21 protein-coding genes are annotated in these 23,372 nt (G+C 62.2%); 5 read left to right on the forward strand and 16 right to left on the reverse strand.

Annotated features, from left to right (window positions below):
- From mdh to citZ, 3 genes are all read right to left on the reverse strand, one after another.
- A partial coding sequence (gene mdh, locus VEZ38_RS18230) for a malate dehydrogenase (RefSeq protein ID WP_324896031.1) occupies positions 1-767 on the reverse strand: 767 nt, incomplete at its 3' end.
- Positions 768-888: 121 nt separating this feature from the next.
- A complete protein-coding gene (gene icd, locus VEZ38_RS18235; protein ID WP_324896033.1) occupies positions 889-2,187 on the reverse strand; it encodes an NADP-dependent isocitrate dehydrogenase in 1,299 nt (432 codons plus the stop codon).
- Positions 2,188-2,313: 126 nt separating this feature from the next.
- Positions 2,314-3,429 (reverse strand): citrate synthase, encoded by a 1,116-nt coding sequence (citZ, locus tag VEZ38_RS18240; RefSeq protein WP_324896034.1) that lies wholly within the window; start codon positions 3,427-3,429, stop codon positions 2,314-2,316.
- Between the two features lie 222 nt (positions 3,430-3,651).
- On the opposite strand from citZ, the gene VEZ38_RS18245 reads away from it, so the two are divergent.
- Positions 3,652-5,169, forward strand: coding sequence for a Ppx/GppA phosphatase family protein (locus VEZ38_RS18245; protein WP_324896036.1), 1,518 nt, complete (start codon positions 3,652-3,654; stop codon positions 5,167-5,169).
- Positions 5,170-5,267: 98 nt separating this feature from the next.
- Here the strand turns inward: VEZ38_RS18245 and VEZ38_RS18250 are convergent, their stop codons facing one another.
- The 10 genes from VEZ38_RS18250 to VEZ38_RS18295 form a co-directional block, all read right to left on the reverse strand.
- Positions 5,268-5,642, reverse strand: coding sequence for a glyoxalase (locus VEZ38_RS18250; protein ID WP_324896038.1), 375 nt, complete (start codon positions 5,640-5,642; stop codon positions 5,268-5,270).
- Between the two features lie 282 nt (positions 5,643-5,924).
- A complete protein-coding gene (gene ppk1, locus VEZ38_RS18255) occupies positions 5,925-8,024 on the reverse strand; it encodes a polyphosphate kinase 1 (protein WP_324896040.1) in 2,100 nt (699 codons plus the stop codon).
- A gap of 104 nt (positions 8,025-8,128) precedes the next feature.
- Positions 8,129-8,518 (reverse strand): FxsA family protein, encoded by a 390-nt coding sequence (locus tag VEZ38_RS18260; RefSeq protein WP_324896042.1) that lies wholly within the window; start codon positions 8,516-8,518, stop codon positions 8,129-8,131.
- A gap of 6 nt (positions 8,519-8,524) precedes the next feature.
- Positions 8,525-8,953 (reverse strand): thioesterase family protein, encoded by a 429-nt coding sequence (locus VEZ38_RS18265; RefSeq protein WP_324896043.1) that lies wholly within the window; start codon positions 8,951-8,953, stop codon positions 8,525-8,527.
- Between the two features lie 93 nt (positions 8,954-9,046).
- On the reverse strand, positions 9,047-10,801 hold the full coding sequence (gene pyk / locus VEZ38_RS18270) for a pyruvate kinase (protein ID WP_324896045.1): 1,755 nt from the start codon (positions 10,799-10,801) through the stop codon (positions 9,047-9,049).
- A gap of 165 nt (positions 10,802-10,966) precedes the next feature.
- Positions 10,967-11,929 (reverse strand): acetyl-CoA carboxylase carboxyltransferase subunit alpha, encoded by a 963-nt coding sequence (locus tag VEZ38_RS18275; RefSeq protein ID WP_324896047.1) that lies wholly within the window; start codon positions 11,927-11,929, stop codon positions 10,967-10,969.
- Positions 11,907-12,788, reverse strand: a complete 882-nt coding sequence (gene accD / locus VEZ38_RS18280) for an acetyl-CoA carboxylase, carboxyltransferase subunit beta (RefSeq protein WP_324896049.1) — start codon at positions 12,786-12,788, stop codon at positions 11,907-11,909. The genes VEZ38_RS18275 and accD overlap by 23 nt, the downstream gene beginning before the upstream one ends.
- A gap of 72 nt (positions 12,789-12,860) precedes the next feature.
- Positions 12,861-13,049 carry a glutamate decarboxylase gene (locus VEZ38_RS18285; protein ID WP_324896051.1) on the reverse strand — a complete coding sequence of 63 codons (189 nt, stop codon included), beginning with the start codon at positions 13,047-13,049 and terminating at the stop codon, positions 12,861-12,863.
- A 217-nt stretch (positions 13,050-13,266) separates the two neighbouring features.
- Positions 13,267-13,755, reverse strand: coding sequence for a phosphatidylglycerophosphatase A (locus VEZ38_RS18290; protein WP_324896053.1), 489 nt, complete (start codon positions 13,753-13,755; stop codon positions 13,267-13,269).
- A gap of 140 nt (positions 13,756-13,895) precedes the next feature.
- A complete protein-coding gene (locus tag VEZ38_RS18295) occupies positions 13,896-17,558 on the reverse strand; it encodes a DNA polymerase III subunit alpha (RefSeq protein ID WP_324896055.1) in 3,663 nt (1,220 codons plus the stop codon).
- 94 nt (positions 17,559-17,652) lie between these two features.
- Here VEZ38_RS18295 and VEZ38_RS18300 point away from each other — a divergent pair, with 94 nt between their 5' ends.
- From VEZ38_RS18300 to VEZ38_RS18310, 3 genes are all read left to right on the forward strand, one after another.
- Positions 17,653-17,982 (forward strand): YtrH family sporulation protein, encoded by a 330-nt coding sequence (locus tag VEZ38_RS18300; RefSeq protein WP_324896123.1) that lies wholly within the window; start codon positions 17,653-17,655, stop codon positions 17,980-17,982.
- 7 nt (positions 17,983-17,989) lie between these two features.
- Positions 17,990-18,475 (forward strand): hypothetical protein, encoded by a 486-nt coding sequence (locus tag VEZ38_RS18305; protein ID WP_324896057.1) that lies wholly within the window; start codon positions 17,990-17,992, stop codon positions 18,473-18,475.
- A gap of 69 nt (positions 18,476-18,544) precedes the next feature.
- Positions 18,545-18,823: a YtpI family protein gene (locus VEZ38_RS18310; RefSeq protein WP_324896059.1), complete on the forward strand. Its 279-nt coding sequence runs from the start codon at positions 18,545-18,547 to the stop codon at positions 18,821-18,823.
- A 9-nt stretch (positions 18,824-18,832) separates the two neighbouring features.
- Here the strand turns inward: VEZ38_RS18310 and VEZ38_RS18315 are convergent, their stop codons facing one another.
- The 3 genes from VEZ38_RS18315 to VEZ38_RS18325 all read right to left on the reverse strand — a co-directional run bounded on the left by VEZ38_RS18315 (position 18,833) and on the right by VEZ38_RS18325 (position 21,761).
- Positions 18,833-20,170 (reverse strand): DRTGG domain-containing protein, encoded by a 1,338-nt coding sequence (locus VEZ38_RS18315; RefSeq protein ID WP_324896061.1) that lies wholly within the window; start codon positions 20,168-20,170, stop codon positions 18,833-18,835.
- A gap of 436 nt (positions 20,171-20,606) precedes the next feature.
- Entirely contained in the window at positions 20,607-20,885 is a 279-nt protein-coding gene (locus VEZ38_RS18320; RefSeq protein WP_324896063.1) for a hypothetical protein, read from the reverse strand.
- A gap of 63 nt (positions 20,886-20,948) precedes the next feature.
- Entirely contained in the window at positions 20,949-21,761 is an 813-nt protein-coding gene (locus tag VEZ38_RS18325) for a phytanoyl-CoA dioxygenase family protein (RefSeq protein WP_324896065.1), read from the reverse strand.
- Between the two features lie 213 nt (positions 21,762-21,974).
- On the opposite strand from VEZ38_RS18325, the gene VEZ38_RS18330 reads away from it, so the two are divergent.
- On the forward strand, positions 21,975-23,348 hold the full coding sequence (locus tag VEZ38_RS18330) for a YheC/YheD family protein (RefSeq protein WP_324896067.1): 1,374 nt from the start codon (positions 21,975-21,977) through the stop codon (positions 23,346-23,348).
- The last annotated feature ends 24 nt before the right edge of the window (positions 23,349-23,372 follow it).

Below are 23,372 nucleotides of genomic sequence, written 5' to 3' on the forward strand. Positions count from 1 at the left end.
ATCGTCGGAAGAATGCGCTTCTTGTCCTTTAGAATCGCTTCCGTCATCTGCACGAGCGACGCCGCCGGCGCGTAGTAGGCGCTGCCGTTGCCGAGCAAGCCGACGATTTCGCCGCCGCCGGTGCGCGTGCGCTGTACGATCGCCTCGATGCGCTCCTTCGGGATCAGCTTCTCGATCGGCACGCCGCCGACCGAGGTATAACGGACGAGCGGCACCATGTCGTCGCCGTGTCCGCCGAGCACGACGCCCACGACGTCCTCGACGGACACGTTCAGCTCCTGCGCGATGAACGTTCGGTACCGTGCGGAGTCCAGTACGCCGGACTGACCGATGATCCGGTTTTTCGGGAAGCCGAGCGTCGCGTTCGCGACGTACGTCATCGCGTCGACCGGGTTCGACAAAATGATGACGTACGCGTCCGGGCATGTCGTCTTCACTTGCTCGCAGACGGATCGGACGATGCCGGCGTTCGTGCTCACGAGATCGTCCCGGCTCATGCCGGGCTTCCTCGCGATGCCGGCCGTAATGATGACGATGTCGGAGCCGGCGGCGTCCTCGTAGCTCGACGTCCCGACGATGCGGCTGTCGAAGCCCTGCACCGGCGACGCTTCCAGCATATCGAGCGCCTTCCCCTTCGTCGGGTTTTCCAGCTGCGGAATATCGACGAGCACCACGTCCCCGAGCTCCTTCTGCGCGAGCAGCAGCGCCGTCGTCGCGCCCGTGAAGCCTGCGCCGACGACCGTAATTTTCTTGCGGCGAATGACCATTGTAAATTCCTCCTATCTTACCTAAGATGTACGGAATTCGGACGTTTCTATGCAGACCGCCGGCAAAAAAAATCGGGCGAATCCGGAACATGGCTGTCCGGCTTCGCCCGATTGCGCGTGCTTACATATTCTTGATGAGCAGGTTCGCGAACTCGGACGTCTTCACTTCCGTCGCGCCTTCCATGAGGCGGGCGAAATCGTACGTAACCGTCTTGTCGGCGATCGTCTTCTCCATGCCCTTATAGATGAGCTCTGCCGCTTCCAGCCAGCCGAGGTGCTCGAGCATCATAACGCCGGAGAGCGTCACGGAGCCCGGGTTGACGACGTCGAGGCCGGCGTACTTCGGCGCCGTGCCGTGCGTCGCTTCGAAGATCGCGTGGCCCGACACATAGTTGATGTTCGCGCCCGGCGCGATGCCGATGCCGCCGACTTGCGCCGCAAGCGCGTCGGACAGGTAGTCGCCGTTCAGGTTGAGCGTCGCGATGACGTCGAAGTCGGTCGGGCGCGTCAGCACCTGCTGCAGCGCGATGTCCGCGATCGCGTCCTTCACGATGACTTTGCCTGCCGCTTCCGCAGCCTTCTGCGCCGCGTTCGCCGCGTCCGCGCCTTGCTCTTCCTTAATGCGGTCGTACTGCGCCCACGTGAACGTCTTGTCGCCGAACTCGGCTTCCGCGAGCTCGTAGCCCCAGTTCTTGAACGCGCCTTCCGTGTACTTCATGATGTTGCCCTTGTGCACGAGCGTGACGCTCTTGCGCTTATGCTTGATCGCGTATTCGATCGCCGCGCGGACGAGACGCGTCGAGCCTTCGCGGGAAACCGGCTTGATGCCGATGCCGGACGTCTCCGGGAAACGGATTTTCTTCACGCCCATCTCGTTCTGCAAGAACGAGATGACTTTCTGTACGTCGGCCGACTCCGCTTGGTACTCGATGCCTGCGTAGATGTCCTCCGTGTTTTCGCGGAAGATGACCATATCGACGAGCTCCGGACGCTTCACCGGCGAAGGCACGCCCGTGAAGTAACGCACCGGACGGAGGCAGACGTACAAGTCGAGCTCTTGGCGCAGCGCGACGTTGAGCGAGCGGATGCCGCCGCCGACCGGCGTCGTCAGCGGCCCCTTGATCGCGACGATGTATTCGCGGATCGCCGTCAGCGTGTCGGCCGGCAGCCAGGAGTTATATGTATTAAACGCCTTCTCGCCGGCGAACACCTCGTACCATGCGATCTTCTTCTCGCCTTTATATGCTTTCTCGACGGCTGCGTCGAGGATGCGCTTGGACGCGTTCCAGATGTCCGGGCCCGTACCGTCGCCCTCGATGAACGGGATGATCGGGTTGTTCGGAACGTTCAGCTTGCCGTTCGCGTCGATCGTGATGCGCTCGCCTTCGGTCGGAAGGGCGTATTGTTCGAATTGTACCATGTTGATTTTTCTCCTCCTGATATGGAAAATGTCTCCACGCCGCGCAAACGGAGCGGGATCTTCGGCGGTCGCCGCCGAACGTCCCCGCCCGCGCAAGGCCTGCGTGGTAATCGGAAAACGCGATGTTTACTTGCGCTGGTCGATCGGAACGACCTTCTGCTCCGTCGGACCGACGTATTCGGCGCGCGGACGGATGAGACGGTTGTTCTCGTACTGCTCGAGAATGTGCGCGGTCCAGCCGGATACGCGGGAAATCGCAAAGATCGGCGTAAACAGGTCGCGCGGAATTTCGAGCGCGGTGTACACGGACGCGGAGTAGAAGTCGACGTTCGGCTTCAGCCCCTTCTGGCCCGTCACCAACTCCTCGATCCGGATGGACATTTCGTACCACTTCATATCGCCCGTCAGCTTGCCGAGCTCGTGGGACATGTTCTGCAGATGCTTCGCGCGCGGGTCGCCGTTCTTATAGACGCGGTGGCCGAAGCCCATGATTTTCTCTTTCTTGTCCAGCTTGTCCTGAACGTACCGCTCGACGTTGTCCATCGAACCGATGTCTTCGAGCATCGCCATGACGGCTTCGTTCGCGCCGCCGTGCAGCGGTCCTCTCAAGGCGCCGATCGCCGACGTGACGCCGGAGTACATGTCGGAGAGCGTAGCGACCGTGACGCGCGCCGCGAACGTGGAAGCGTTAAGCTCATGGTCGGCGTGAAGCACGAGCGCTTTATCGAGCGCCCGGATCGCGACGTCGTCCGGTTGCTTGCCCGTAAGCATATACAAGAAGTTTTCGGCGACCGTCGCTCCCGCCTTCGGCGCGATCGGCTCGAGCCCTTTGCGGATGCGGTCGAACGCCGCGACGATCGTCGGCAGCTGCGCCTGCAGCCGCACCGCGATGCGCTTGTTCGTTTCGAGGTCGAGATCGTGCGCTTCCTCGTCGAACAACGCCAGCGCCGATACGGCCGAGCGAAGCGCCGCCATCGAGTTCGCGCCCTTCGGCATGCTGCGCAGAAGCTCGAGCACTTGCGCCGGAACGGTCGCGTTGTCGCTAAGGTCCTTCAGCAAACCGTTCAACTCTTCTCGGTTCGGAAGTTTGCCGTACCAGAGCAAATATACGACTTCTTCGTACGTGGCGTTCTCCGCCAAGTCGTCGATGTCGTAGCCTCGATACGTCAGAACGCCGTCTATGATGGAACTGACCGAAGATGTCGTCGCGACGATGCCTTCGAGCCCTTTGGTGACCGTCATGGTTACACGCTCCTTTTTCGAAACAATCATGATTTCTATCACAGCTACTTATTTCCATGATACCGAATTCGCCGCAATAAAGAAACAAATCGCCGCATAAAACTTCATTATCACGATCATAAAGCATTTTTCGCGTATATTTCCTTGCCGGACAAACTCGGGTACAATAATGCTAGTGTTTGCTCCGCCGCACACGTAAATCCCGAGGGGGGACGTTCATCTATGGAACGCATCGGCATCATCGACATCGGTTCCAACTCGATCCGCCTGGTCGTGTACGAATGTACGGCTTCCGGCTCGTACCGCGTTATCGACGAAACGAAGGAATCCGCTCGCCTCAGCGCCCGCCTCGATAAGGACGGCCGCTTCGCGGAAGCGGATTTGGAATATATCGCCGATACGCTTCGGCGCTTCCAGCTGCTCTGCGAGCATCACGGCGTCTCCCGCCTGCGCGCCGTCGCCACCGCGGCCGTGCGCAATTCGCCGGACCCTCAGGGCATCGCCCGCCTGCTTTCCGAACGGACGAGCCTCCCGATCGAGGTGCTTTCCGGCGAAGAGGAGGCTCGGCTCGGCTTCCTCGGCATGACGAATACGATGGACGTGAGGGACGGCTTCGTCATCGACATCGGCGGCGGCAGCACGGAGCTGCTATTGTTCCGGGACCGCGCCGTCGTGCGGAGCGTGTCGTTTCCGTTCGGCGCCGTCAATACGATGAAGCGGTTCGGCCGCGGGGGCGATCTCGACGAAGCGGGAGCGCGGGCGATCGTCGACATGGTCGAGAAGGCGGCGCGGGAAGAGCCGTGGATCGCTTCGGCTCCGGGACTTCCGCTCGTCGGGCTCGGCGGCACCATTCGTTCGTTATGTAAAATCGATCAACGCGAGCGAAAATACTCGCTGCCGGTTACGCACCGCTATCAGATGACCGAGCAAGCGGTCGACGGCTGGCTGACGCGCCTGCGCGGCGCGAAGCTCGAGCAGCGCAAGCGGATAGAAGGACTTTCCAAGGATCGCGCGGACATTATTGTGCCCGGGCTGCTCATTCTCCATACGCTGTTTCGGCAGTGCCGCGCGTCCCATTACGTCATCAGCGGCTCGGGTTTGCGCGACGGCCTCTTCTACGAGATGTACCGTCCCGACGCGCCGCAGTTCGGCGACGTGCTGGAGCACAGCGTGCATAACCTGCTCGGCCTTCACCCGTCCGTCTCGCTCAAGCACGTGCTGCAAGTCGAGCGGCTCGCGATGAAGCTGTTCGCCGACCTGAGCGGCGATCACGGCTACGGCGGGCGGGTAGGCCTCTATCTGCACGTCGCGGCGCTGCTTTACCGAATCGGCATCTCGATTAACTATTACAACTTCCATAAGCACACGTATTACTTGATGGCGCATTCGCGCGTGGACGGGCTCTCCCACCGGGAAATTTTAATATGCGCGCTGATCGCCTCGTTCAAAAACGAGAAGCGGCTGAAGCCGCTCTTCGCGGCGCATCGCGACCTGCTGACGGACGCGGACTTCAGCCTGATCGTCCGGCTCGGGGCGCTGCTGCAAATCGCGGTCGCCCTCGACCGCAGCGAGACGCAGCCGATCGCGACCATATCCGCAAGGTCGATCGACAAGACGCTGCGCATCGAGGTCAAGGCGCGCCGCTCCTGGGCGATCGAGCGGCGGGAGCTGGATACGCTCGCCAAGGAATTCGCCAAGTTGTGGGGGCTGTCGCTGTCCGTCGTCGAAGCGCCGCAATAGCCTTCCCAGCTCGGCGAGGCTTCGTGGCACGGTGTTGCTTGGGGCACGGCGTTGCTGCTTGGATGCCCGAGGTCGTTTTCTGCCGCCTGCCGTTCCGCTTACTTCCGCTCCAGAAATTCCAACCGGTTGCCGAAAGGGTCGTTCGCGAAGAAGCGGGCGACCCCTTCCTCTTTCCGAGCGTCGTCATCGAACGTCGGTATGCCGCAATCCGCGAGGTGAGCGCGAAGCTCGGCCAAGCCTTGCACGGCGAAGGCAGGGTGCGCCTTCGTCGCGGGGGCGAAATCGGACTGTACTCCGATGTGTACCTCATGCCGGCCGCACCGAAACCACACCCCGCCTCGGCTTCGCAACGGCTCCGGCTTCGGCAGCTCCTCCCAGCCGAGCGCCTCGCCGAAAAACCTCCGCGCTTCCGCCTCGCACCCCGCCGGCGCCGCCAATTGGACATGGTCAATGCCGACGACCGAATATGTCATAACCATCCGCCCCCTTGTTTCGTTAAGTGAAACATTGTTCCATTAATTGTACAATAAAATGCTTCACTCCTCCATCGTTTCTTCCACTGCACAGCCTTTTCACCTGCCGCCCCTGCCCCGACCGAATGCCGACAACCCCAAAAAAGCTCATATTTTGCGCTTACTTCGAGGAAATGATCAAATTTTGAGTTTTTCCCCCATCCAACGACCGGCTCGTTCGACCAATAAAAAAAGGACGAGGCCCGGAGCGCGGCAACCGCGTCCCGAGCGTCGTCCTCGACGCTATCGAACTTTCCACCGATCGATCTTGAGCGCTTCGAATTGGCTTCGAATCGGCGCGTCGCCCGTCTTGACGCGTACATATGTGCCGTTCGATTGCAGCTCGCGCGCCTTCACGTTATCCTGCAGCGCCAGGTGCAGCAGATTGACCAAGCTTTGCCGGAGCCTCCGGTCGAACACCGGGCACATGAGCTCGATGCGCCGCGTCAGATTGCGGCTCATCCAGTCCGCGCTGGCGATGTAGACCTCCGGATCGCCGCCGCCGTTTTCGAAATAAAACACGCGCGAATGCTCCAAAAACCGGTCCACGATCGAAATCACCCGCACGTTCTGCGACAATCCCGGGACGCCGGGGCGGAGGCTGCAGACGCCGCGTACGATCAGATCGATCTTCACGCCTGCCTGGCTCGCCTCGTACAGCTCGTCGATGATCCCTTGGTGCGACAGCGAGTTGATCTTCGCGATAATGCGCGCCGGCTTTCCCGCCTTCGCGTTTTCCGCTTCCCGGCGGATCAGCGCGAACAAGCTGTCGCGCATCCCGTTCGGCGCCACGCTGATCGCCTTCCACTCCCGCGGGGCCGCATAGCCGGTCATCTCGTTGAACAAGGCGGAGGCGTCCTCGCCGATGACCGGGTGGCACGTAAACAATCCGACGTCGGTATACAGCTTCGCCGTCATATCGTTGTAATTGCCGGTGCCGACATGCACGTACCGCCGCAGCCCGCTCGCCTCTTGACGCACGACGAGCAAAATTTTGGCATGCGTCTTCAGCCCGACGAGTCCGTAGACGACGTGGCAGCCCGACTTCTCGAGCCGCCGCGCCCAAGCGATGTTGCGCTCCTCGTCGAACCGCGCCTTCAGCTCGACGACGACGGTCACCTGCTTGCCGGATTCGGCCGCGCGTGCGAGCGACTGCACGAGCAGCGAATTGCCGCTGACGCGATACAGCGTCATCTTGATCGCAAGCACCTTCGGGTCGTGCGCCGCCTGCGCGACGAAGTCGGTCACCGCGTCGAACGATTCGTACGGGTGATGCACCAGCACGTCCTGCTTCGTAAAGGCAGCGAACAAATCGCCGTTTCCTTCGCCTTCCACGTGAACGAATTCCTTCGGATAGATCGGCTGCACCGGCGGGTACCGGAGCGAATCGTACCCCGGCAGCGTCGACGCGAACCTCATCAAATAAGACAAGTCGAGCGGCCCGTCGATGAGCAGCACCCGGTCGTCGAGCTCGAACTCTTCCTGGAGCATTTCGAGCGCGTAGGGGTGCATTCCCTTCTCGACCTCGAGCCGGACCGGGGCGCCCCAACGGCGTTTGCGGAGCTCCTTTTCGATCTCCTCGAGCAAATCCTCCGCGCCTTCCTCGTTCAACGTCATGTCCGCGTTGCGCGTCAGGCGGAACGAGTGGACGGCGATCGGCACGTACCCCGGAAACAACGAATGAATATGCCGCTTGATGATCGTCTCCATCAAGATAAATTCCAATTTCTTGCTGTTCGCCCGCTTCGGCAACGGCACGGTGCGCTGCAAAATCGAAGGCACTTGCACGATCGCGAAGTACGGCTCCTCGTCGTCGTCGCCCTCGCGCCGCAGCACGACCGCTAAGTACATGCCTAAGCTGTGGACGAGCGGGAACGGCCGGCTCTGATCGACCGCCATCGGCGTGAGCACCGGGAAAATGATATCGTGATAATACTGATCCATCGCCTTCTGCTGCGTCGCGTTCATATCCTCGTATTCGGTGATGTAGCTGATGCCTTCCTTCGCGAGCAGGCGCACGACTTCCCGGTACGTTTTATATTGATCGTATACGAGCTCGCCCGTGCGCTTCATGATGCGCTTCACGAGCCCCGACGGCGTATAGCCGGAGAAGTCCTTCTTCTGATAGCCCGCTTTGATTTGATCGATCATCCCCGCGACCCGGACGCTCATGAATTCGTCGAAGTTCGTGGAGACGATCGACAAGAACTTTACGCGCTCCAGCAGCGGCGTATCCGCATCCTGCGCCTCCTCCAGCACCCTTCGGTTGAATTGCAGCCAACTCAAGTCCCGATTTACGTATCGGTTGCTGACGTCCCGAACCGTCAGATCTTTCTTCGTCACGCCGTACCACCCTCCGAGCCGTTCGCAGTCGATTCGTGTCACATCCTATAGTAGCGTTTCTATCTGTCTCGATCATGTTAAGGTTTTGTAAATCCATCGCCCCGTCACCGGAAAAACCGGATGCGCCCGGTCTCGATCCCCCGTTGCAGGATGCGGGAAAGCAGCCCTTTGAAGAACGTCCGCGTCGCCGGAAACACGAGCAGAAAACCCGTCGCATCCGTCAAAAATCCAGGGGTCAAGAGCAGCAGGCCGCCGGCGAAAATGCAAATCCCGTCGAGGATCGACGACGTCGGAACGGTGCCGCGAGACAGCTCGATCCTCGCATACTCTAAGACGCGCCGACCCTCCCGCCTCGCAAGGAAAGCGCCGACGAAGCCGGTCAGCAAAATGAGCAGAAACGTCTGCCAGAAGCCGATCCATTGACCGGTTTCGAGCAGCAGCCAAATTTCGGCCGCCGGAACGACGACCATCAGCGCCACGAGCCATCGGAACATGCGTCTTCACTCCTTCTCTCGCGCGGCGGATTGCAGCGCATCGTAGATGTCAGGCGCCGCCTTGTTCAGCCGGACGGGCTTCCACTCGCGGTCGACCCAGACATGCTTGGACTGTCCCGTCACGACCGTTCGCGACGGCTCCTGCGCGAGGTGCGCCTCGTAGACGAACGTCACCCGCACCGGACTCAGCTCCGAGACGCGGCAGCGCACCTCGACCTCGTCGTCGTACCGGGCGGGATGCTTATATTGGATCGCCAGCTCGACGACCGGCAACAGCAGCCCCCGCTCCTCGATCGCGCGATACGAGAAACCTTGGGCCCGCGTCCAATCGGTACGGGCGATTTCGAGCCACGCCGCGTAATTCGCGTGGTATACGACGCCCATCGCGTCCGTCTCCTGGTAGCGCACCCGTACCGAGACTGTATGCCATGTCATGCGCGTTCCCCCTTCCGACCCTCGATTTGAAAACATGAAAAGGCGGCGCCGGACGGCGCCGCCCTGACAGCGTGCTAACGAGGTTGCCTATAATTATAATACGTTCGACTTGCCGGAATAAATGACGCCGAGCTCCGCGTACACGGATACCTCCGCGCCTTCCTTCAGGAGCGAGGTCGCGTTGTCCACGCCGACGATCACCGGCTTGCCGAGGCTGAGCGCCACGACGGCGGCGTGCGACGTAATGCCGCCCGTCTCCGTAATGATCGCGGCCGCGCGTTCGAACGCAGGCACATAGTCTTTATCCGTCGACAACGTGACGAGGATATCGCCCGGCTGCGTCTTCTCGAGCGCTTCCTTCGCGGAACGCGCGACGACAACTTTGCCGCTGGCGCTCTGCGTGCCGATGCCTTGGCCCTTGGCGACCATCTCGCCGATCTGATGAATTTTGATGAGGTTCGTCGTGCCCGAGCGTCCGACCGGCACGCCGGCTGTAATGACGACGATGTCGCCGTGGCTCACGATGCCGCTCTTCTGCGCGGCCGCGACGGACATGCCGAACAGCTCGTCCGTATTCGCGACCGGCTCGCCCTTGATCGGGAACACGCCGAACACCAAATTCAGGCGGCGCATCACCGACTCGTCCGTCGTCACCGCGATGATCGGCGCCTTCGGGCGGTACTTCGACACCATGCGGGCCGTGTAGCCGCTCTCCGTCGGCGTAATGATCGCCTTCGCGTCGAGATCGAGCGCGGAGTTGGCGACCGATTGAGAGATCGCTTCCGTCACGCTCGTCTGCTGCGCGTTCGCTTGGCGAAGGAAAATTTCGCGGTACTCGAGCGCGGACTCGGCCCGCTCGGCGATGCGCGCCATCGTGAGGACCGACTCGACCGGGTATTTGCCCGCCGCCGTCTCGCCCGACAGCATCGTCGCGTCGGTGCCGTCGAAGATCGCGTTCGCCACGTCGCTCGCTTCCGCGCGCGTCGGCCGCGGCATGCGCTGCATCGAATCGAGCATCTGCGTCGCCGTAATGACCGGCTTGCCGGCGCGATTGCACATCGCGATCATGCGCTTTTGCACGAGCGGCACTTCCTCGGCCGGAATTTCGACGCCGAGATCGCCGCGCGCGACCATCAGGCCGTCGGACACTTCAAGAATTTCGGCGAGGTTGTCCACGCCTTCTTGGTTTTCGATTTTCGAGATGATTTGAATGTGCTGCGCGTTATGCTGCTCCAGGATCGCCCGGATTTCGAGCACGTCGCTCGCCTTGCGCACGAACGAAGCCGCGATGAAATCGATGCCCTGCTCGATGCCGAAGCGAATGTCCGCCGCGTCCTTCTCCGTAATGCCCGGCAAGTTGATGCGCACGCCCGGCACGTTGACGCCCTTCTTGCTCTTGATCGTGCCGCCGTTGACGATGCGGCAGACGATCTCGGTGCCTTGGATGTCCTCGACGCGCAGGCCGATCAAGCCGTCGTCGATCAAAATGGTGGAGCCGACATGCACGTCTTGCGGCAGCTGCGCGTAGCTGACCGGCACCCGATGCTTGTCGCCGAGAATTTCTTCGGTCGTGAGCGTAATCGTCTCGTCTTGCACGAGCTCGATCGGCTCTTCCTTCAGCTTGCCGAGGCGGATTTCCGGCCCCTTCGTATCGAGCAGGATGGAGACGGTCTTGCCGAGCTCCTCGCGAATTTTCTTGATGGTTTTGATACGGCCGCCGTGCTCCTCGAAGTCTCCGTGCGAGAAGTTGAGGCGGGCGACGTTCATGCCGGCGAGCACCAGCTTCTTCAGGTTTTCCGGCGATTCCGACGCGGGGCCGATCGTACATACGATTTTCGTCTTGCGCATGGTTTAAGCTCCTCCCTATTTGCCAACACAGTACTGCTTATATCTACAACGCCGCAGGGCGGGCTTGTCCTTCCCTGCCTTGCGGCGGATCGATCTCAATTCGATTGTAAACGCGCAAAAGGACGCCGGATGTGAATTCGCTCACGCCGGCGACCAGTGTCGAGGTCAACGCGGGATATACGTAAACTTTCCTATTTTCCGGAATTTATGATACCGGTCTTCGCGAAGTTGTTCCGGCGTCAGCTTGCGCAGCTCCTCCAGGTGCCGCCAGACGGCGTCCTTGACGAGCTCCGCCTGCGCGGCGACGTCGCGATGCGCGCCGCCTTTCGGTTCCGGCACGACCTCTTCCACGACCTCGAGCTCCAGCATGTCCTTCGCCGTAATGCGCATCGCTTCCGCGGCTTGGTCCGCCTTGGAGGCGTCCTTCCATAGGATCGATGCCGCTCCGTTCGGCGAAATGACCGAGTAGATCGCGTTCTCAAGCATGAGCACGCGGTTGCCGACGCCGAGCGCGAGCGCGCCGCCGCTGCCGCCTTCGCCGATGACGACGCAGACGATCGGAACGCCGAATCGCGCCATCTCCTTCAGGTTGCGCGCGATCGCCTCCGACTGGCCGCGCTCCTCGGCGGCGCCGCCCGGGTAAGCCCCCGGCGTGTCGATGAAGGCGACGATCGGCCGAGCGAATTTATCCGCCTGCTGCATAAGGCGCAACGCCTTGCGGAAGCCTTCGGGATGCGGCATGCCGAAGTTGCGGGCGATATTGTCCTTCGTGTCCTTGCCCTTCTGATGCCCGACGACCGTGACCGGCACGCCGTTCAGCTTGCCGATGCCGCCGACGATCGCGAGATCGTCCCCGAACAGCCGGTCGCCGTGAAATTCGATGAAGTCCGTAAACATATGCTGCACGTAGTCGAGCGTCGTCGGCCGCTGGGCATGGCGCGCCAGCTGCATGCGCTGCGACGGCGTAATTTCCTCGTATAGCTCTTGCTCTAACTTCGCGTACCGCTCTTCCAATCTAGCGATCTCGTCCGTGAAGTCGATGCCCCGCTCCGCGCTGAACGCCTTCAGCTCGTCGATCTTCTGTCTTAGTTCGACCAGGGGTTTTTCAAACGACATCTCGCCCGGCATCGGACGTCCCCCCCTTCACCGCGTGCATATCTAGCAGCTGGATGAGCGTCTGTCGCATGTCCTTCCGGTGGACGACCTTATCGACTTGGCCGTGGGCCAAGTTAAATTCCGCCGTCTGGAAGTTTTCCGGCAGCTTCTGACGGATCGTCTGCTCGATGACGATGCGTCCGGCGAAGCCGACGATCGCGCCCGGCTCCGCAAGAATAATGTCGCCGAGCATCGCGAAGCTCGCCGAGACGCCGCCGAGCGTCGGGTCGGTGAAGACGGAAATGAATAAGCCGCCCTGCTCGTGATGCCGCTCGAGCGCCGCGGACGTCTTCGCCATCTGCATGAGGCTCAAGATGCTCTCTTGCATTCTAGCGCCGCCCGACGTCGAAAAGATAATGAGCGGATAGTTTTTCTGCGTCGCCCGCTCGATCGCTCTCGTAATTTTCTCGCCGACGACCGAGCCCATGCTGCCGCTGAAGAAGTCGAAGCTCATGACGCACAGCACGACCGGGAAGCCGCCGATCGTGCCTTCCCCCGTAACGACCGCGTCGGACATGCCGGTCTTCTCCTGCTGCTGCTGGAGCTTCTTCGCGTAGCCGGGGAACGTCAACGGATCTTCCGAAACCATGTCGGCGTCGTACTCAAAAAGACGGCCCTCATCCATCGTCAGCTCGACGCGCTCGAAGGCGTTCAGCTTCTGGTGATGCCCGCAAGGGGTGCATACCTTGAGGTTTTTTTCGACCTCTTTGCTGAATTGAATGTGGCCGCATTTCGGACATTTATTCATTAATCCTTCCGGGATGTCATGCTTGGCATTCGGAGAGGGGATCGTGGCGTATTTCCGTTTGTGCGAAAACCAATCTCTTATCACAAGCACACCTCACAGAGCGAATTCAGGGTTTGCCGGTCGCCGGCAAGACGAACGCGGCGAAGAGCGACTCCTTCACATATGAAGAATCGTCGTCAACACTTCTTGTACGTCGTTCACTTCGCCTTCCGGAACCAATATTTCGAATTGCTGCTTCGTCAAGTTAATCGGTCGGATATTGACGAGGAAGCCTTCGTCCGTCAGCTTCTGCCGGATCCGTTCCGCGATCTTTGCCGTGGGCGCGATGTATATGACCGTCCACATGGTGGCAACCTCCTGACGCGTAATAAAGCCTGTACCAAAATCGGGCGTCCGTTCCCGCTCGAAGGTAAATGATAGCATAAGCAATGAGAACATCATAGCATAATCGGCGAAATTTGGGCAAGGAAGCGGGACGAGCCCGGCCGGGACGGGACGAGGGCTCCGGCCGACGCGCCGTCCGGAGCCGACCTAATGGCCGCCGCCCGCCTCGCGATCGGCGTTATCCGGCTCCGTATTCGCGCGCGTTCGGGTCTTGGTGCGCGATGCGCGCGGAGGCGGCGGCGGCGAGCCCCGATACGAGGTCGTCCAGGAAGACGTGCACCCCCTTCGCCCGGTCGTTCAGCTCGCCGATAATGCCGGGCTTCACCTTATCGAGATAGCCGAAGCTCGTGAGGCCGATCATGCCATATACGTTCGTGATGCCCATCGCGAGCGTCTCGTCCACGCCGTACAGCGACTCGTCGTTCTCCATCAAGCTTTGCAGCGGCTCCGGCAGCTGTCCCCGCTCCGCCAACTCGTCGAGCGCGATGCCCGTGATGAGCACGTACTGGACTTCCCGCTTTTCCAATACCGCGTTCACGCTGTCGAGGCAATCTTGGAGCGTGAGCGAACCATTATATGGCTTCTGCAGCTGAAGCACGATGTCCGCGATCCGCTCCAGAGCGATCCCCCTCGAAGCCAGCGCGTTCAAAATCCATTCCGGCGGCATAAAAAACCTCCTTCGCCCGCATGCGCGTATCGACCGTTCGAGCCGCCGGGCGCCGTCCCTCGGCGCGGACAAGCTCGAATCCGGTTTGATTACCAATGTATGCGGGGAAAGAGGAAACATGAACAAAAAGGAACGGCGCCTTACTTTCGCCGCACGGCGCCTTCGCCGAGCAGCCGCTCCAGCTGCTTCGTCAGCACGGTCGTCACTTCGACCCGGTATTCGACGCTCAGCTCGAGCACGCGGGAGCCGCGCTCGTAAAACAGCGCCACGCTCGAACGTCCGGGATGCTTCTTCAAGAGCGACTGCAGCCGCGTCAGGGTTGCCGGCTTCTCCTTATCCGGCGAGATCTTTAAATACAGCTTCCCTTCGTCGACCGTCCGCGTCGGGAGCGGCGCGGGCTTCGCCGCGCCGACGCCCCCCGCGCCCGACGCGCCCGACGCGCCGCCGTTCCGGACAGCCGGACCGCGGGGAGCGACGCCGGCCGCCGCCGCGCCGCCCGGCCGGCCGCCGAACGCGCCTGCGCCCGCGCCCGGCCCGACGCGCCGGATCGCCCCGCCGGAGCGCAGCCGCGCAAGCAGCGCTTCGTCGTCCATCGGGTACAGCCGCGACGCGATGAGCTTCACGTCTTCGTCGCCGTGCTGCACCTTCGCCTGCAGGGCGCAGACGACGCCCTTGCCGGCGAGCGCCGCGCTCGTCTTCCACGTCTCGGGGAACACGACGACCTCGACCTTGTGCACGCGGTCTTCCATCTCGAGGAACGCCATCTGCTGTCCCTTGCGCGTGACGATCGGCTTTACCGACAGCACCATGCCGAAGACGACGACCTCCGTCCCCTCGTCCAGCTCATGCAGCCGGTGAATCGGTACGATGTCGTACGTCTCGTACCACTCGGCGTATTGATCGAGCGGATGGCCGGTCACGTACAAGCCCAACAACTCTCGTTCCTGCTCCAGCATCTCCATGCGCGGCATCGGCCGAATGTCCGGCATCTCGATCGTCCAGTTCGTGCTTTCGGACAAGCCGAAGAGCTGAATTTGCAAGTCCTCCCGTTCTTTCTTCCACTTCGACGCGGCCTCGACCGCCTCGTCGAGCACGGCGAGCAGCTGCGCCCGGTGGCCGGGCAGTCCGTCGCATGCCCCCGCCGCGATTAAAGACTCCAGCACGCGCTTGTTGCACACCCGCAGGTCGACGCGGCGGCACAGGTCGACGAAGTCGCGGAACGGCCCGCCCGACGCCCGCGCGGCAAGAATCGACTCGATCGCCTGCGTGCCGACGTTCTTCACCGCCGCGAGGCCGAACCGGATCGCGCCGCTTCCTCGGCCCGCCGCGTCCGCGCCGAGAGGCGCCCCGCCCGCGGCCGGCGTAAACAGCACGCCGCTCTCGTTCACGTCCGGCGCCAGCACCGGGATGCCCATGCGCCGGCATTCGTCGACGTACTCCGCCACCTTCCGGTGGTTGCCCATATTGGCGGTCAGCATCGAAGCCATAAACTCGACCGGATAGCGCGCCTTCAGATACGCCGTCTGGAACGCGAGCACCGCATACGCCGTCGCATGCGCCCGCGGAAAGCCGTAATCGGCGAAGCGCACGATCATGTCGTACACCGCGTTCGCGTCCGCCTCGGCGTAGCCTTGCCGCACCGCGCCCGCGACGAACGCCGCGCGCTGCTCGTCGAGCACCTCGCGCTTCTTCTTCGACACGGCGCGGCGCAGCAAATCCGCTTCGCCGAGCGTAAAGCCCGCCATCGTCGAAGCGATCTGCATGATCTGCTCCTGGTAGACGATAATGCCGTACGTATCCCTTAGAATCGGCTCGAGCGACGGATGGGGGTATTCCACCCGCGCCTTGCCGTGCTTGCCCGCGATATACTTCGGAATGAACTCCATCGGCCCCGGCCGGTACAGCGCCAGGACGGAGATGATGTCCTCGAAATGCGTCGGCTTCAGCTCGCGCAGCACGCGCCGCATCCCGGCCGACTCGAGCTGGAACATCCCCGTCGTCTCGCCTCGGCCGAGCACCTCGTACGTCGGCGGATCGTCGTCCGGCACGTCGCGCCAGTCGATCGCCACGCCGCGCGACTCCCTCAGCCAGCCGAGCGTCCGCTCGATGATCGACAGCGTGCGAAGGCCGAGAAAATCCATCTTGAGCAGCCCGAGCGCCTCGAGATGCTCCATCGAATATTGCGTCAGCGCCGAATGCGACGTCCCTTCCTGCAGCGCGACGACGTCCGTGAGCGGCTCCCGGGAAATGACGACGCCGGCCGCGTGCGTGGACGCGTGCCGAGGGAAGCCCTCGACCTTCAGCGCCATGCGGACCAGCGCGCCGACGCGGGCGTCCCGCTCGCTCCATTCCTTCAGTTCCGGCACGAGGCGCAGCGCCTCCACGATCGTCATGCCGAGCTGGTTCGGAATGAGCTTCGCCACCCGATCGACGTCGCCGAACGGCACGTTCATCGCCCGCCCGACGTCCCGGACCGCCGCCCGCGCCGCCATCGTGCCGAACGTAATGATCTGCGCCACCCGCTCGCGGCCGTACTTGCGCACGACGTACTCGATCACCTCGTCCCGACGCTCGTCGTTGAAGTCGATGTCGATGTCGGGCATCGAGACGCGCGCCGGGTTCAGAAACCGCTCGAACAAGAGGCCGTAGCGAATCGGATCGACGTCCGTAATGCCGAGCGCGTACGCGACGAGACTGCCCGCGGAGGAGCCCCGGCCCGGGCCGGTCATGATGCCCCGCTCGTGCGCGTACCGGATGAAATCCCAAGTGATCAGGAAATAATCCGCATACCCCATGCGCTGAATGGTGTCCAGCTCGAACCGAAGCCGCCGCTTCAGCGTGTCTTTGAACGCCTCGTCCTCGAGCCGGTCCGCGTACCGGCGACGCAGCCCCTCGACGCACAGCGCCTTCAAATACGCGGGGCCGTCCATGCCGTCCGGCAGCGGCGAGAACGCGGGCAGCGCCGTGCGTCCGAGCTCCAGCTCCACGTTGCATTCGTCCGCGATGCGAGCCGCGTTCGCGACCGCTTCCGGCGCGTAAGCGAACAACGAGGACATCTCCTCCTCGCGCTTGAAATACAGCTGGTCCGTCGTATATTTAAACCGCTGCGGATCGTCCACCGTCTTGCCCATGCCGATACACATGAGCACATCCTGCACGGCCGCGTCCTCCCGGTCGACGTAATGCACGTCGTTCGTGGCGACGAGGGGGATGTCCTTTTCCCGGGAAATATCGACAAGCTGCGACAGCAATTTCCGCTGCTCCAGCAGGCCGTGATCCTGAAGCTCGATGTAATAGTCGCCTCCGAAGACAGACTTATACCGCTCCGCCGTCTCCCGCGCCTCCTCCGGCCGGCCCGCGAGCAGCTTCTGCGCCACCTCGCCCTTCAGGCAGCCGCTTAACACGACCAGCCCTTCGGCATGCCGCTGCAGCAGCGAAAAATCGATGCGAGGCCGGTAATGGAAGCCTTCCAGATGCGCCGCCGAGCTCAATCGAAGCAAATTCCGATAGCCTTCGAGGTTTTTCGCCAGCACCGTGAGATGGTACGTCGGGTTATCCTCCCGGGCGCTCTTGTCCCGCATCGACACCGCGGCCACGTAAAACTCGCACCCGAGGATCGGCTTCACGCCCGCCTCCCGGCACGCCTTATAAAACGGCACCGCCCCGTACATCACGCCATGGTCCGTCAGCGCGATCGCGGGCATGCCGAAGTCGGCGGCGCGCCGGGCCAAGTCCGAAACCCGGGCCGCGCCGTCCAACAGGCTGTATTCGCTATGCACGTGCAAATGCACGAAGGAACTCATGTTCGCATCACCTACGAAAGATTGTATCATATCGGGCGCTTCTTGTCCCATACATATAAGCGAGAAGGTTCGAAGGGGGACTTGCCGCATGGCCGTGTCCGATTTTTTATCGAAGGCGATTCAAGACTTCTTCGTGGCGTTCGGCGTCGTGTTCGGCGCCTCGATGCTCGCGGGGATCGCGTCCGTCGTTACGATGCAGCCGCCCGGGCCGTCGGAGGTCATGAAGCAGCTGTCGGAAAACGTAAAGATTTGGGCCGTCGTCGTCGCCATCGGCGGCACGATCGATCCGATCCGATTCATCGAGCACTCGGTGACGGAGGGCTACTTCTCGCCGGCGATGAAGCAAATTTTGCTGATCCTGTGCGCATTCCTCGGCGCCCACTCCGGCACCGAGCTGATCCGCTGGATGGTCGGGCCGAGGTGACGCCGCGATGCGCGTACCGAATTTAGGCAACCGTCCGGCGATCCTGCAGGGCATCGCGCTCGTCCTGTGCGGCGTCGTCATCGGCTGCGCGGTCATGACGGCGGCGGCGAGCCGCACGGTGCAGACGCTGCAGTACGACCTCCACGACCTGGAAGCGGAAAACCGCTCGCTCCGCGAGCAGGTCGCCAATTTCGAGAAGGTGAAAAACCGCCGCAACGTCATCGACCGGACGACCGTGCGATGGGATCCCGAACAGAAGGATTTCGGCAAGGCGACGCTCGACGAGCTTCGGGACCGCATCGCCGCCGATTTGCTCAAGCTCGTCGGCAAGCCGGTGCAGGCGGAGATGTACGAGCTGTATCGCGACCTGATTCACGAGAAGGTGTACTACGACGTGAACGACACGGATTACCGGGTCCGGATCGCCGTCTTGTCCGTCGTCGGCTCCGAGTTTGTCGTCTACGTACGCGCAGAGGTGTTCGTACCGGATTGATTTGTATGGCGAAAAGGGGTAGAGTGGTGTCGCGGCGCCATTTTCCAATGAAGGTTAGGTGTTTGTCGAATGCTTTACGTGTTCTATGCGGCGATCGCGCTCGCTTGCGTCGGCTCGGTCGCGTTCAGCCTCCTCGCGCGGCGCGCGACGGAGCCGAAGGCCCGCGGCCTCCACGCCGCGCGGACGAATTTGTGCATGGGCGCGCTGCTCGTCTTGGCGGCGGCCGTTCAATTCGTCCTGTTCGAGCCGGATACGGTGCGCATTATCGTCGGCTCGCTGTTTCTGCTCATCGGCATCTTCAACCTGTTCGCGGGGCTGCGCAATTACGGCTATTTCTCCCGCATGTAGGAAGAAGCTTTACACCTGGTCGATCAGCTGCGCGGTGAGGATCGCTTTCGCCACGAGCGAAGCGCCGAGATGCACCTCGACGTCGACCTTGCCGAACTTGCGGGAGAGCTCGATCAGCTGCGGCCGGATGACGACCTCGTTGTCGATTTGCAGCGGCTTCAGAAAGAACGTCGACATGCTGTCGAGGACGAGGTTGCCCTTCTTCACGAGCTTGATTGCGCGGAACGCCGCCTGCGACATCAGCGTCGTGAGCACGCCCTCGGACACGGTGCCGAACGACGACGTCATCTGCGGCGTGATCGTGCCCCGGAACGCCAGCCGGCCGTCCGCCTCCCGCTCGTCCTCGAACGACGCGAGGATGAGATCCTCGATCGTCTCTCCGATTTGCGGCTGCTTCTGAATGAATTGCATCCCCTTCAGTACGTCCTGCCTCGAGATGATGCCAAGCAGCTTCCGGCCGTTGTCGGTGACGGGCAGCTGTTCGATTCCTTCCCAAACCATCATGTGCGCGGCCGAAGCGACCGACGTGCGCGCGCCGACCGTGATCGGGTTTTTCGTCATGACCTTGTCGATGCGCTCCTGCGGGGACGCCCCTACGACGTCCTTCGACGTCACCATGCCGATCAAGCGATTGTATTCGTCGACGACGGGGAAGCGGCTGTGCCCGGTCCGCTCGACGGTGGCGGTCCAGTCCGCGACGGTCAGCTGCCCGCGCAGCATCGCGGTTTCGCCGCTCGGCGTCATGATGTCCTCCACGAGGAGAATTTTCTTCTTAATGAGCCGGTCGTAAATCGCCCGGTTGATGAGCGAGGCGACCGTGAACGTATCGTACGTGCTGGAGATGATCGGCAGCGCCAGCTGGTCCGCCTGCCGGCGCACCGCGGGGCTGGCGCCGAAGCCGCCCGTAATGAGCACGCCCGCGCCTTGCTCGAGCGCCGTGGCGTGCGCCTTCTCCCGGTTGCCGACGATCAGGAGGCTGCCGGCTTCGATATATTTGACCATCGCCTCGAGCTGCATCGCGCCGATGACGAATTTGCCCAGCGTCTTGTCGAGCCCCTCCGCGCCGCCGAGCACCGTGCCGTCGACGATGTTGACGACCTCGCGGAACGTCAGCTTGTCGATGTTGCCCCTCGCCTTCGGCTCGATGCGCACCGTCCCGATGCGTTCCTTCGTCGCGACGAGGCCGGACGCCTCCGCCTCCTTGATCGCGCGGTACGCCGTTCCCTCGCTGACGCCGACGTTCTTCGCGATCTTCCGCACCGAAATGCGGCTGCCCACCGCGAGCGCCTGAATGTAGCGCAAAATTTGTTCATGCTTCGTAGGCGTGTCCTGCGGCGTCATGTCCATGCCGGCTGTTGCACCTCTGCTTCCGCGATTCTGTATTACTCTGTATTATATCGCGAGTTCGGGGCGGGCGCATCTGTTTCATTGCGGCGGCGTTGCGGGGACGGTGCGACGCGGGCGAAGCGGAGCCTCCTCCGTCGCTTGCAATTCGCCGCTTTCCCGCCGACTTACCGGAGTTCTCCGCTAACTCGCCCGTTTTCCGCCGCTTTCCCGCCGACTTACCGGAGTTTTCCGCTAACTCGCCCGCTTTCCGCCGCTTTCCCGGCCACTTACCGGAGTTCTCCGCTAACTCGCCCCGTGCATGCCTGCAGCAAAAAACTTTCGTTACAGCGGCGGTTTCGCCGAATACCGAGCGCCGAGCGGTGGAACGAGGGGGAAAAGAAAAAAACGCCCCGCGGGGCGTTTTCTCCGTGTATTTATTTCGCCTTCGCCTAACCGACTACTGCCCTCCGCGGCGTACGAGGCGGCGCTCGATCAGCTGCGCCAGCTGCCGGCGGCGATGCTTCTTCACCCGATCCAGCTGCGCGTCCATCTCCTCGTCTACGCGCAAAATCGCGTACAGATGCGACGCGACGATCGCCAGCGCGAACAGCAGCCATGCCGCGCCGAACACGGTCGGCAGCGTCCAGCCCTGGCCGATCGACAGTCTCGGCACGGCGTAAATGAGCATCCCCAGCGCGACGGCCATGTAAAGGATGTGTTTCGTCGTTTTGTTCATCCGCGTCCCTCCCGTTCGTTCCCATATCGGATGTATATGAGACGAGCTCCGGGAATAGACCGATTACGCTTCCCCCATCTTCAAGCCTTCGATGTCGTGCTTCTGTACGATGGGCTCCAGTTCGTCCACGATGCGGCACAACAGGCGGGACCGCAGCGATTCCGGCAGCGACTCGTAATAGCGGCGGGTGACCTGCAGGTCGTGCCGCTCGTGATTGTTCGCGCCCGGCGCGTCCGCCCCGAGCACCAACACCGGCCTCGACTTATCGGAGAGATTCGCGGTCCCCCGATGAATCGTCAGCGCGGAACGAACCGAGATGTCGCCCATCTTCGGCATCTTTCGTTCCGCCCTAGCTTCGTAGCGTGCGTATTGCTCCTGCGGCGGGAACATTTCGAACTCGAACGCCCGACCGTCGTCCCACTGCGTCCCCGGGGCGATTTCGAACGGCCCCATATCCGGCTCCACGTCCACCGTCGTCACATTGAAAGCGAGCGAGTTCAATTTCCGGCCTCGGTACGTCTCCTCCGGGCTTGGGAAATCCCGGTGCCACGGCTGATCGACGGCGCCGGGGTTCGGCACGTCGAACCCGATCTCCACGAAGCGATAGTCCGGGCCGAGCACCGTCTCGCAGACGGCCTGCACCCAAGGATGCGACGCCAGCTCCACAAAGCCCCGAATGTCCTCGGGGTGAATTTCCACGTAGTGCCGCTTCGGACCGCGTCCCACCGTCCCTCCGGGGCGCTCCAGCGCGGCGCGGTACAACGCTTCGACGTCCTCCCGCAGCGCCTCTGTCCATTCGCGGCTGAAAGCTCCCTTGAGTCCTAAAAAACCGGGACCGTATAAAGCACCCATGATATCGGCCGGCTCGTAAGTCATGCTCCCCACTCACTCCCGTACAAGTAGATTTTTATCTTCCATCGTACCGGACCGCCCCGATTCCGTCCACGACGTATCTTTCGATTCCCCGGACGATTCTTTGGTTTTCGGGCCGGCGCCCAAATTTCTCCGCGATTCACCATCGTACAGACGCCCTCATATGATGTTGTTAGTCTATGTCGCCTCACTCCTCGCAGTCGGAAGGAGACCAATATGTCTAAAACCAAGGTCAAGGTTGTCACCATACGTTCCGCCGCCCCGCCGGACCGCGAGCACACCGTGTGGGTCAGCGCGTCGCTGCTGCGGAAATGGGGCATCGCGCCTCATCAGACGATTAACATGCGATTCGGGGCGTTTCGCAGCTACGTTACGGTCGTTCCGGTTAAGAAAACGCGTCTCGTCCGCATCGGCGGAAGCCTCGCGCACGGCATGGGGCTCGGCGGCGCCGCGATGCTGCGGGCGTCGTACCGTTCCGGCTCGCAGACGATGTCGGTCGGCCCGGTCATCGGCGTGCTCATGTCCCGAGCGTCGCCGCAGGACACGAACCGTCCGTTCGGCGATACGACCGCCTTCTGCCGGGAGCTCGTGGCCGCCGCGAAGAAGGAAGGCGCCTTCGTATACTTCTTCACCCCGGCGGACATCGGCAGCAGCCACGGCACGATTTCCGGGTGGACGTACGACAAGGGGTGGAAGCAGGGCGTCTTTCCGATGCCCGACGTGCTCCATAACCGGCTCACGTCCCGGAAGTACGAAAATATGGAGAGCGTGCAAACGCTGTTCCGCGAAGCGAAATCCCGGTACGGCACGAAAGTGTTTAACGAGAAATATTTGGATAAAACCGAAGTATTCGCCGCGCTCAAGCAAGAGCCTTCGCTGCAGCGGTACTTGCCGGAATCGCATGCGTTCACCGGCTACGACGTGCTCAAAGCGATGGCCGCCAAGCACAGAATATTATTCTTCAAGCCGGTCCGCGGCTCGCTCGGCAAAGGGATTATCCGCATCGCGAGGACCGAAACCGGCGGCTACGCCTGCCACTACAGCGAGACGAACGGCACGCGGCGGCTCGCCTATCCGTCGCTCGCCAAGGTGTACGCGGCCGTATCGCCGCGCCTGAAGAAGCAAAAATACCAAATTCAACAAGGGCTGCAGCTCGCCGCCGTCGACGGCCGCCCGATCGACTTCCGCGCGCTGACGCAGAAGGGATCGACCGGCGAATGGGACGTGACGTCCGTCGTCGGCCGCATCGCGGGTCCGAATCATTTCGTCTCGAACCTGGCGAAGGGCGGCACGATCGCGACGATGAAGGACGCGATCCTGCGCTCCAACCTGCCGAACGGGCGGCGCGGCTCCGCGATGACGGCGCTCCGCAAGGCAGCGGTCGACATCGCCAAAGGCGTCGACAAGACGATCGACGCGCATTTCGGCGAGCTCGGCGTCGACCTCGCCGTGGACCGCGGCGGCCGGGTGTGGCTGCTGGAGGTCAATTCGAAGCCCTCCAAGAACGACAATACGCAGCTGACGGAGGGGAAAATTCGTCCGTCCGTCAAGCGTCTCGTACAATACGCGCGGTACTTGTCGAAGCTGTAAACCGCGTCACGCGAAGGAGGAACC

Source organism: Paenibacillus sp., assembly GCF_035645235.1.
Classification (GTDB): domain Bacteria; phylum Bacillota; class Bacilli; order Paenibacillales; family YIM-B00363; genus Paenibacillus_AE.

What these genes read in the sequence shown, in the direction of transcription:
- citZ (WP_324896034.1), bottom strand. Translation starts at nt 3,429, where the DNA reads ATGACGGTCACCAAAGGGCTCGAAGGCATCGTCGCGACGACATCTTCG.
- pyk (WP_324896045.1), bottom strand. Translation starts at nt 10,801, where the DNA reads ATGCGCAAGACGAAAATCGTATGTACGATCGGCCCCGCGTCGGAATCG.
- VEZ38_RS18310 (WP_324896059.1), top strand. Translation starts at nt 18,545, where the DNA reads ATGCTTTACGTGTTCTATGCGGCGATCGCGCTCGCTTGCGTCGGCTCG.
- VEZ38_RS18330 (WP_324896067.1), top strand. Translation starts at nt 21,975, where the DNA reads ATGTCTAAAACCAAGGTCAAGGTTGTCACCATACGTTCCGCCGCCCCG.
- VEZ38_RS18260 (WP_324896042.1), bottom strand. Translation starts at nt 8,518, where the DNA reads ATGTTCCGATGGCTCGTGGCGCTGATGGTCGTCGTTCCGGCGGCCGAA.
- VEZ38_RS18275 (WP_324896047.1), bottom strand. Translation starts at nt 11,929, where the DNA reads ATGCCGGGCGAGATGTCGTTTGAAAAACCCCTGGTCGAACTAAGACAG.
- VEZ38_RS18250 (WP_324896038.1), bottom strand. Translation starts at nt 5,642, where the DNA reads ATGACATATTCGGTCGTCGGCATTGACCATGTCCAATTGGCGGCGCCG.
- VEZ38_RS18305 (WP_324896057.1), top strand. Translation starts at nt 17,990, where the DNA reads ATGCGCGTACCGAATTTAGGCAACCGTCCGGCGATCCTGCAGGGCATC.
- VEZ38_RS18295 (WP_324896055.1), bottom strand. Translation starts at nt 17,558, where the DNA reads ATGAGTTCCTTCGTGCATTTGCACGTGCATAGCGAATACAGCCTGTTG.
- VEZ38_RS18315 (WP_324896061.1), bottom strand. Translation starts at nt 20,170, where the DNA reads ATGGACATGACGCCGCAGGACACGCCTACGAAGCATGAACAAATTTTG.
- VEZ38_RS18325 (WP_324896065.1), bottom strand. Translation starts at nt 21,761, where the DNA reads ATGACTTACGAGCCGGCCGATATCATGGGTGCTTTATACGGTCCCGGT.
- VEZ38_RS18265 (WP_324896043.1), bottom strand. Translation starts at nt 8,953, where the DNA reads ATGACATGGCATACAGTCTCGGTACGGGTGCGCTACCAGGAGACGGAC.
- VEZ38_RS18285 (WP_324896051.1), bottom strand. Translation starts at nt 13,049, where the DNA reads ATGTGGACGGTCATATACATCGCGCCCACGGCAAAGATCGCGGAACGG.
- VEZ38_RS18245 (WP_324896036.1), top strand. Translation starts at nt 3,652, where the DNA reads ATGGAACGCATCGGCATCATCGACATCGGTTCCAACTCGATCCGCCTG.
- icd (WP_324896033.1), bottom strand. Translation starts at nt 2,187, where the DNA reads ATGGTACAATTCGAACAATACGCCCTTCCGACCGAAGGCGAGCGCATC.
- VEZ38_RS18320 (WP_324896063.1), bottom strand. Translation starts at nt 20,885, where the DNA reads ATGAACAAAACGACGAAACACATCCTTTACATGGCCGTCGCGCTGGGG.
- VEZ38_RS18290 (WP_324896053.1), bottom strand. Translation starts at nt 13,755, where the DNA reads ATGCCGCCGGAATGGATTTTGAACGCGCTGGCTTCGAGGGGGATCGCT.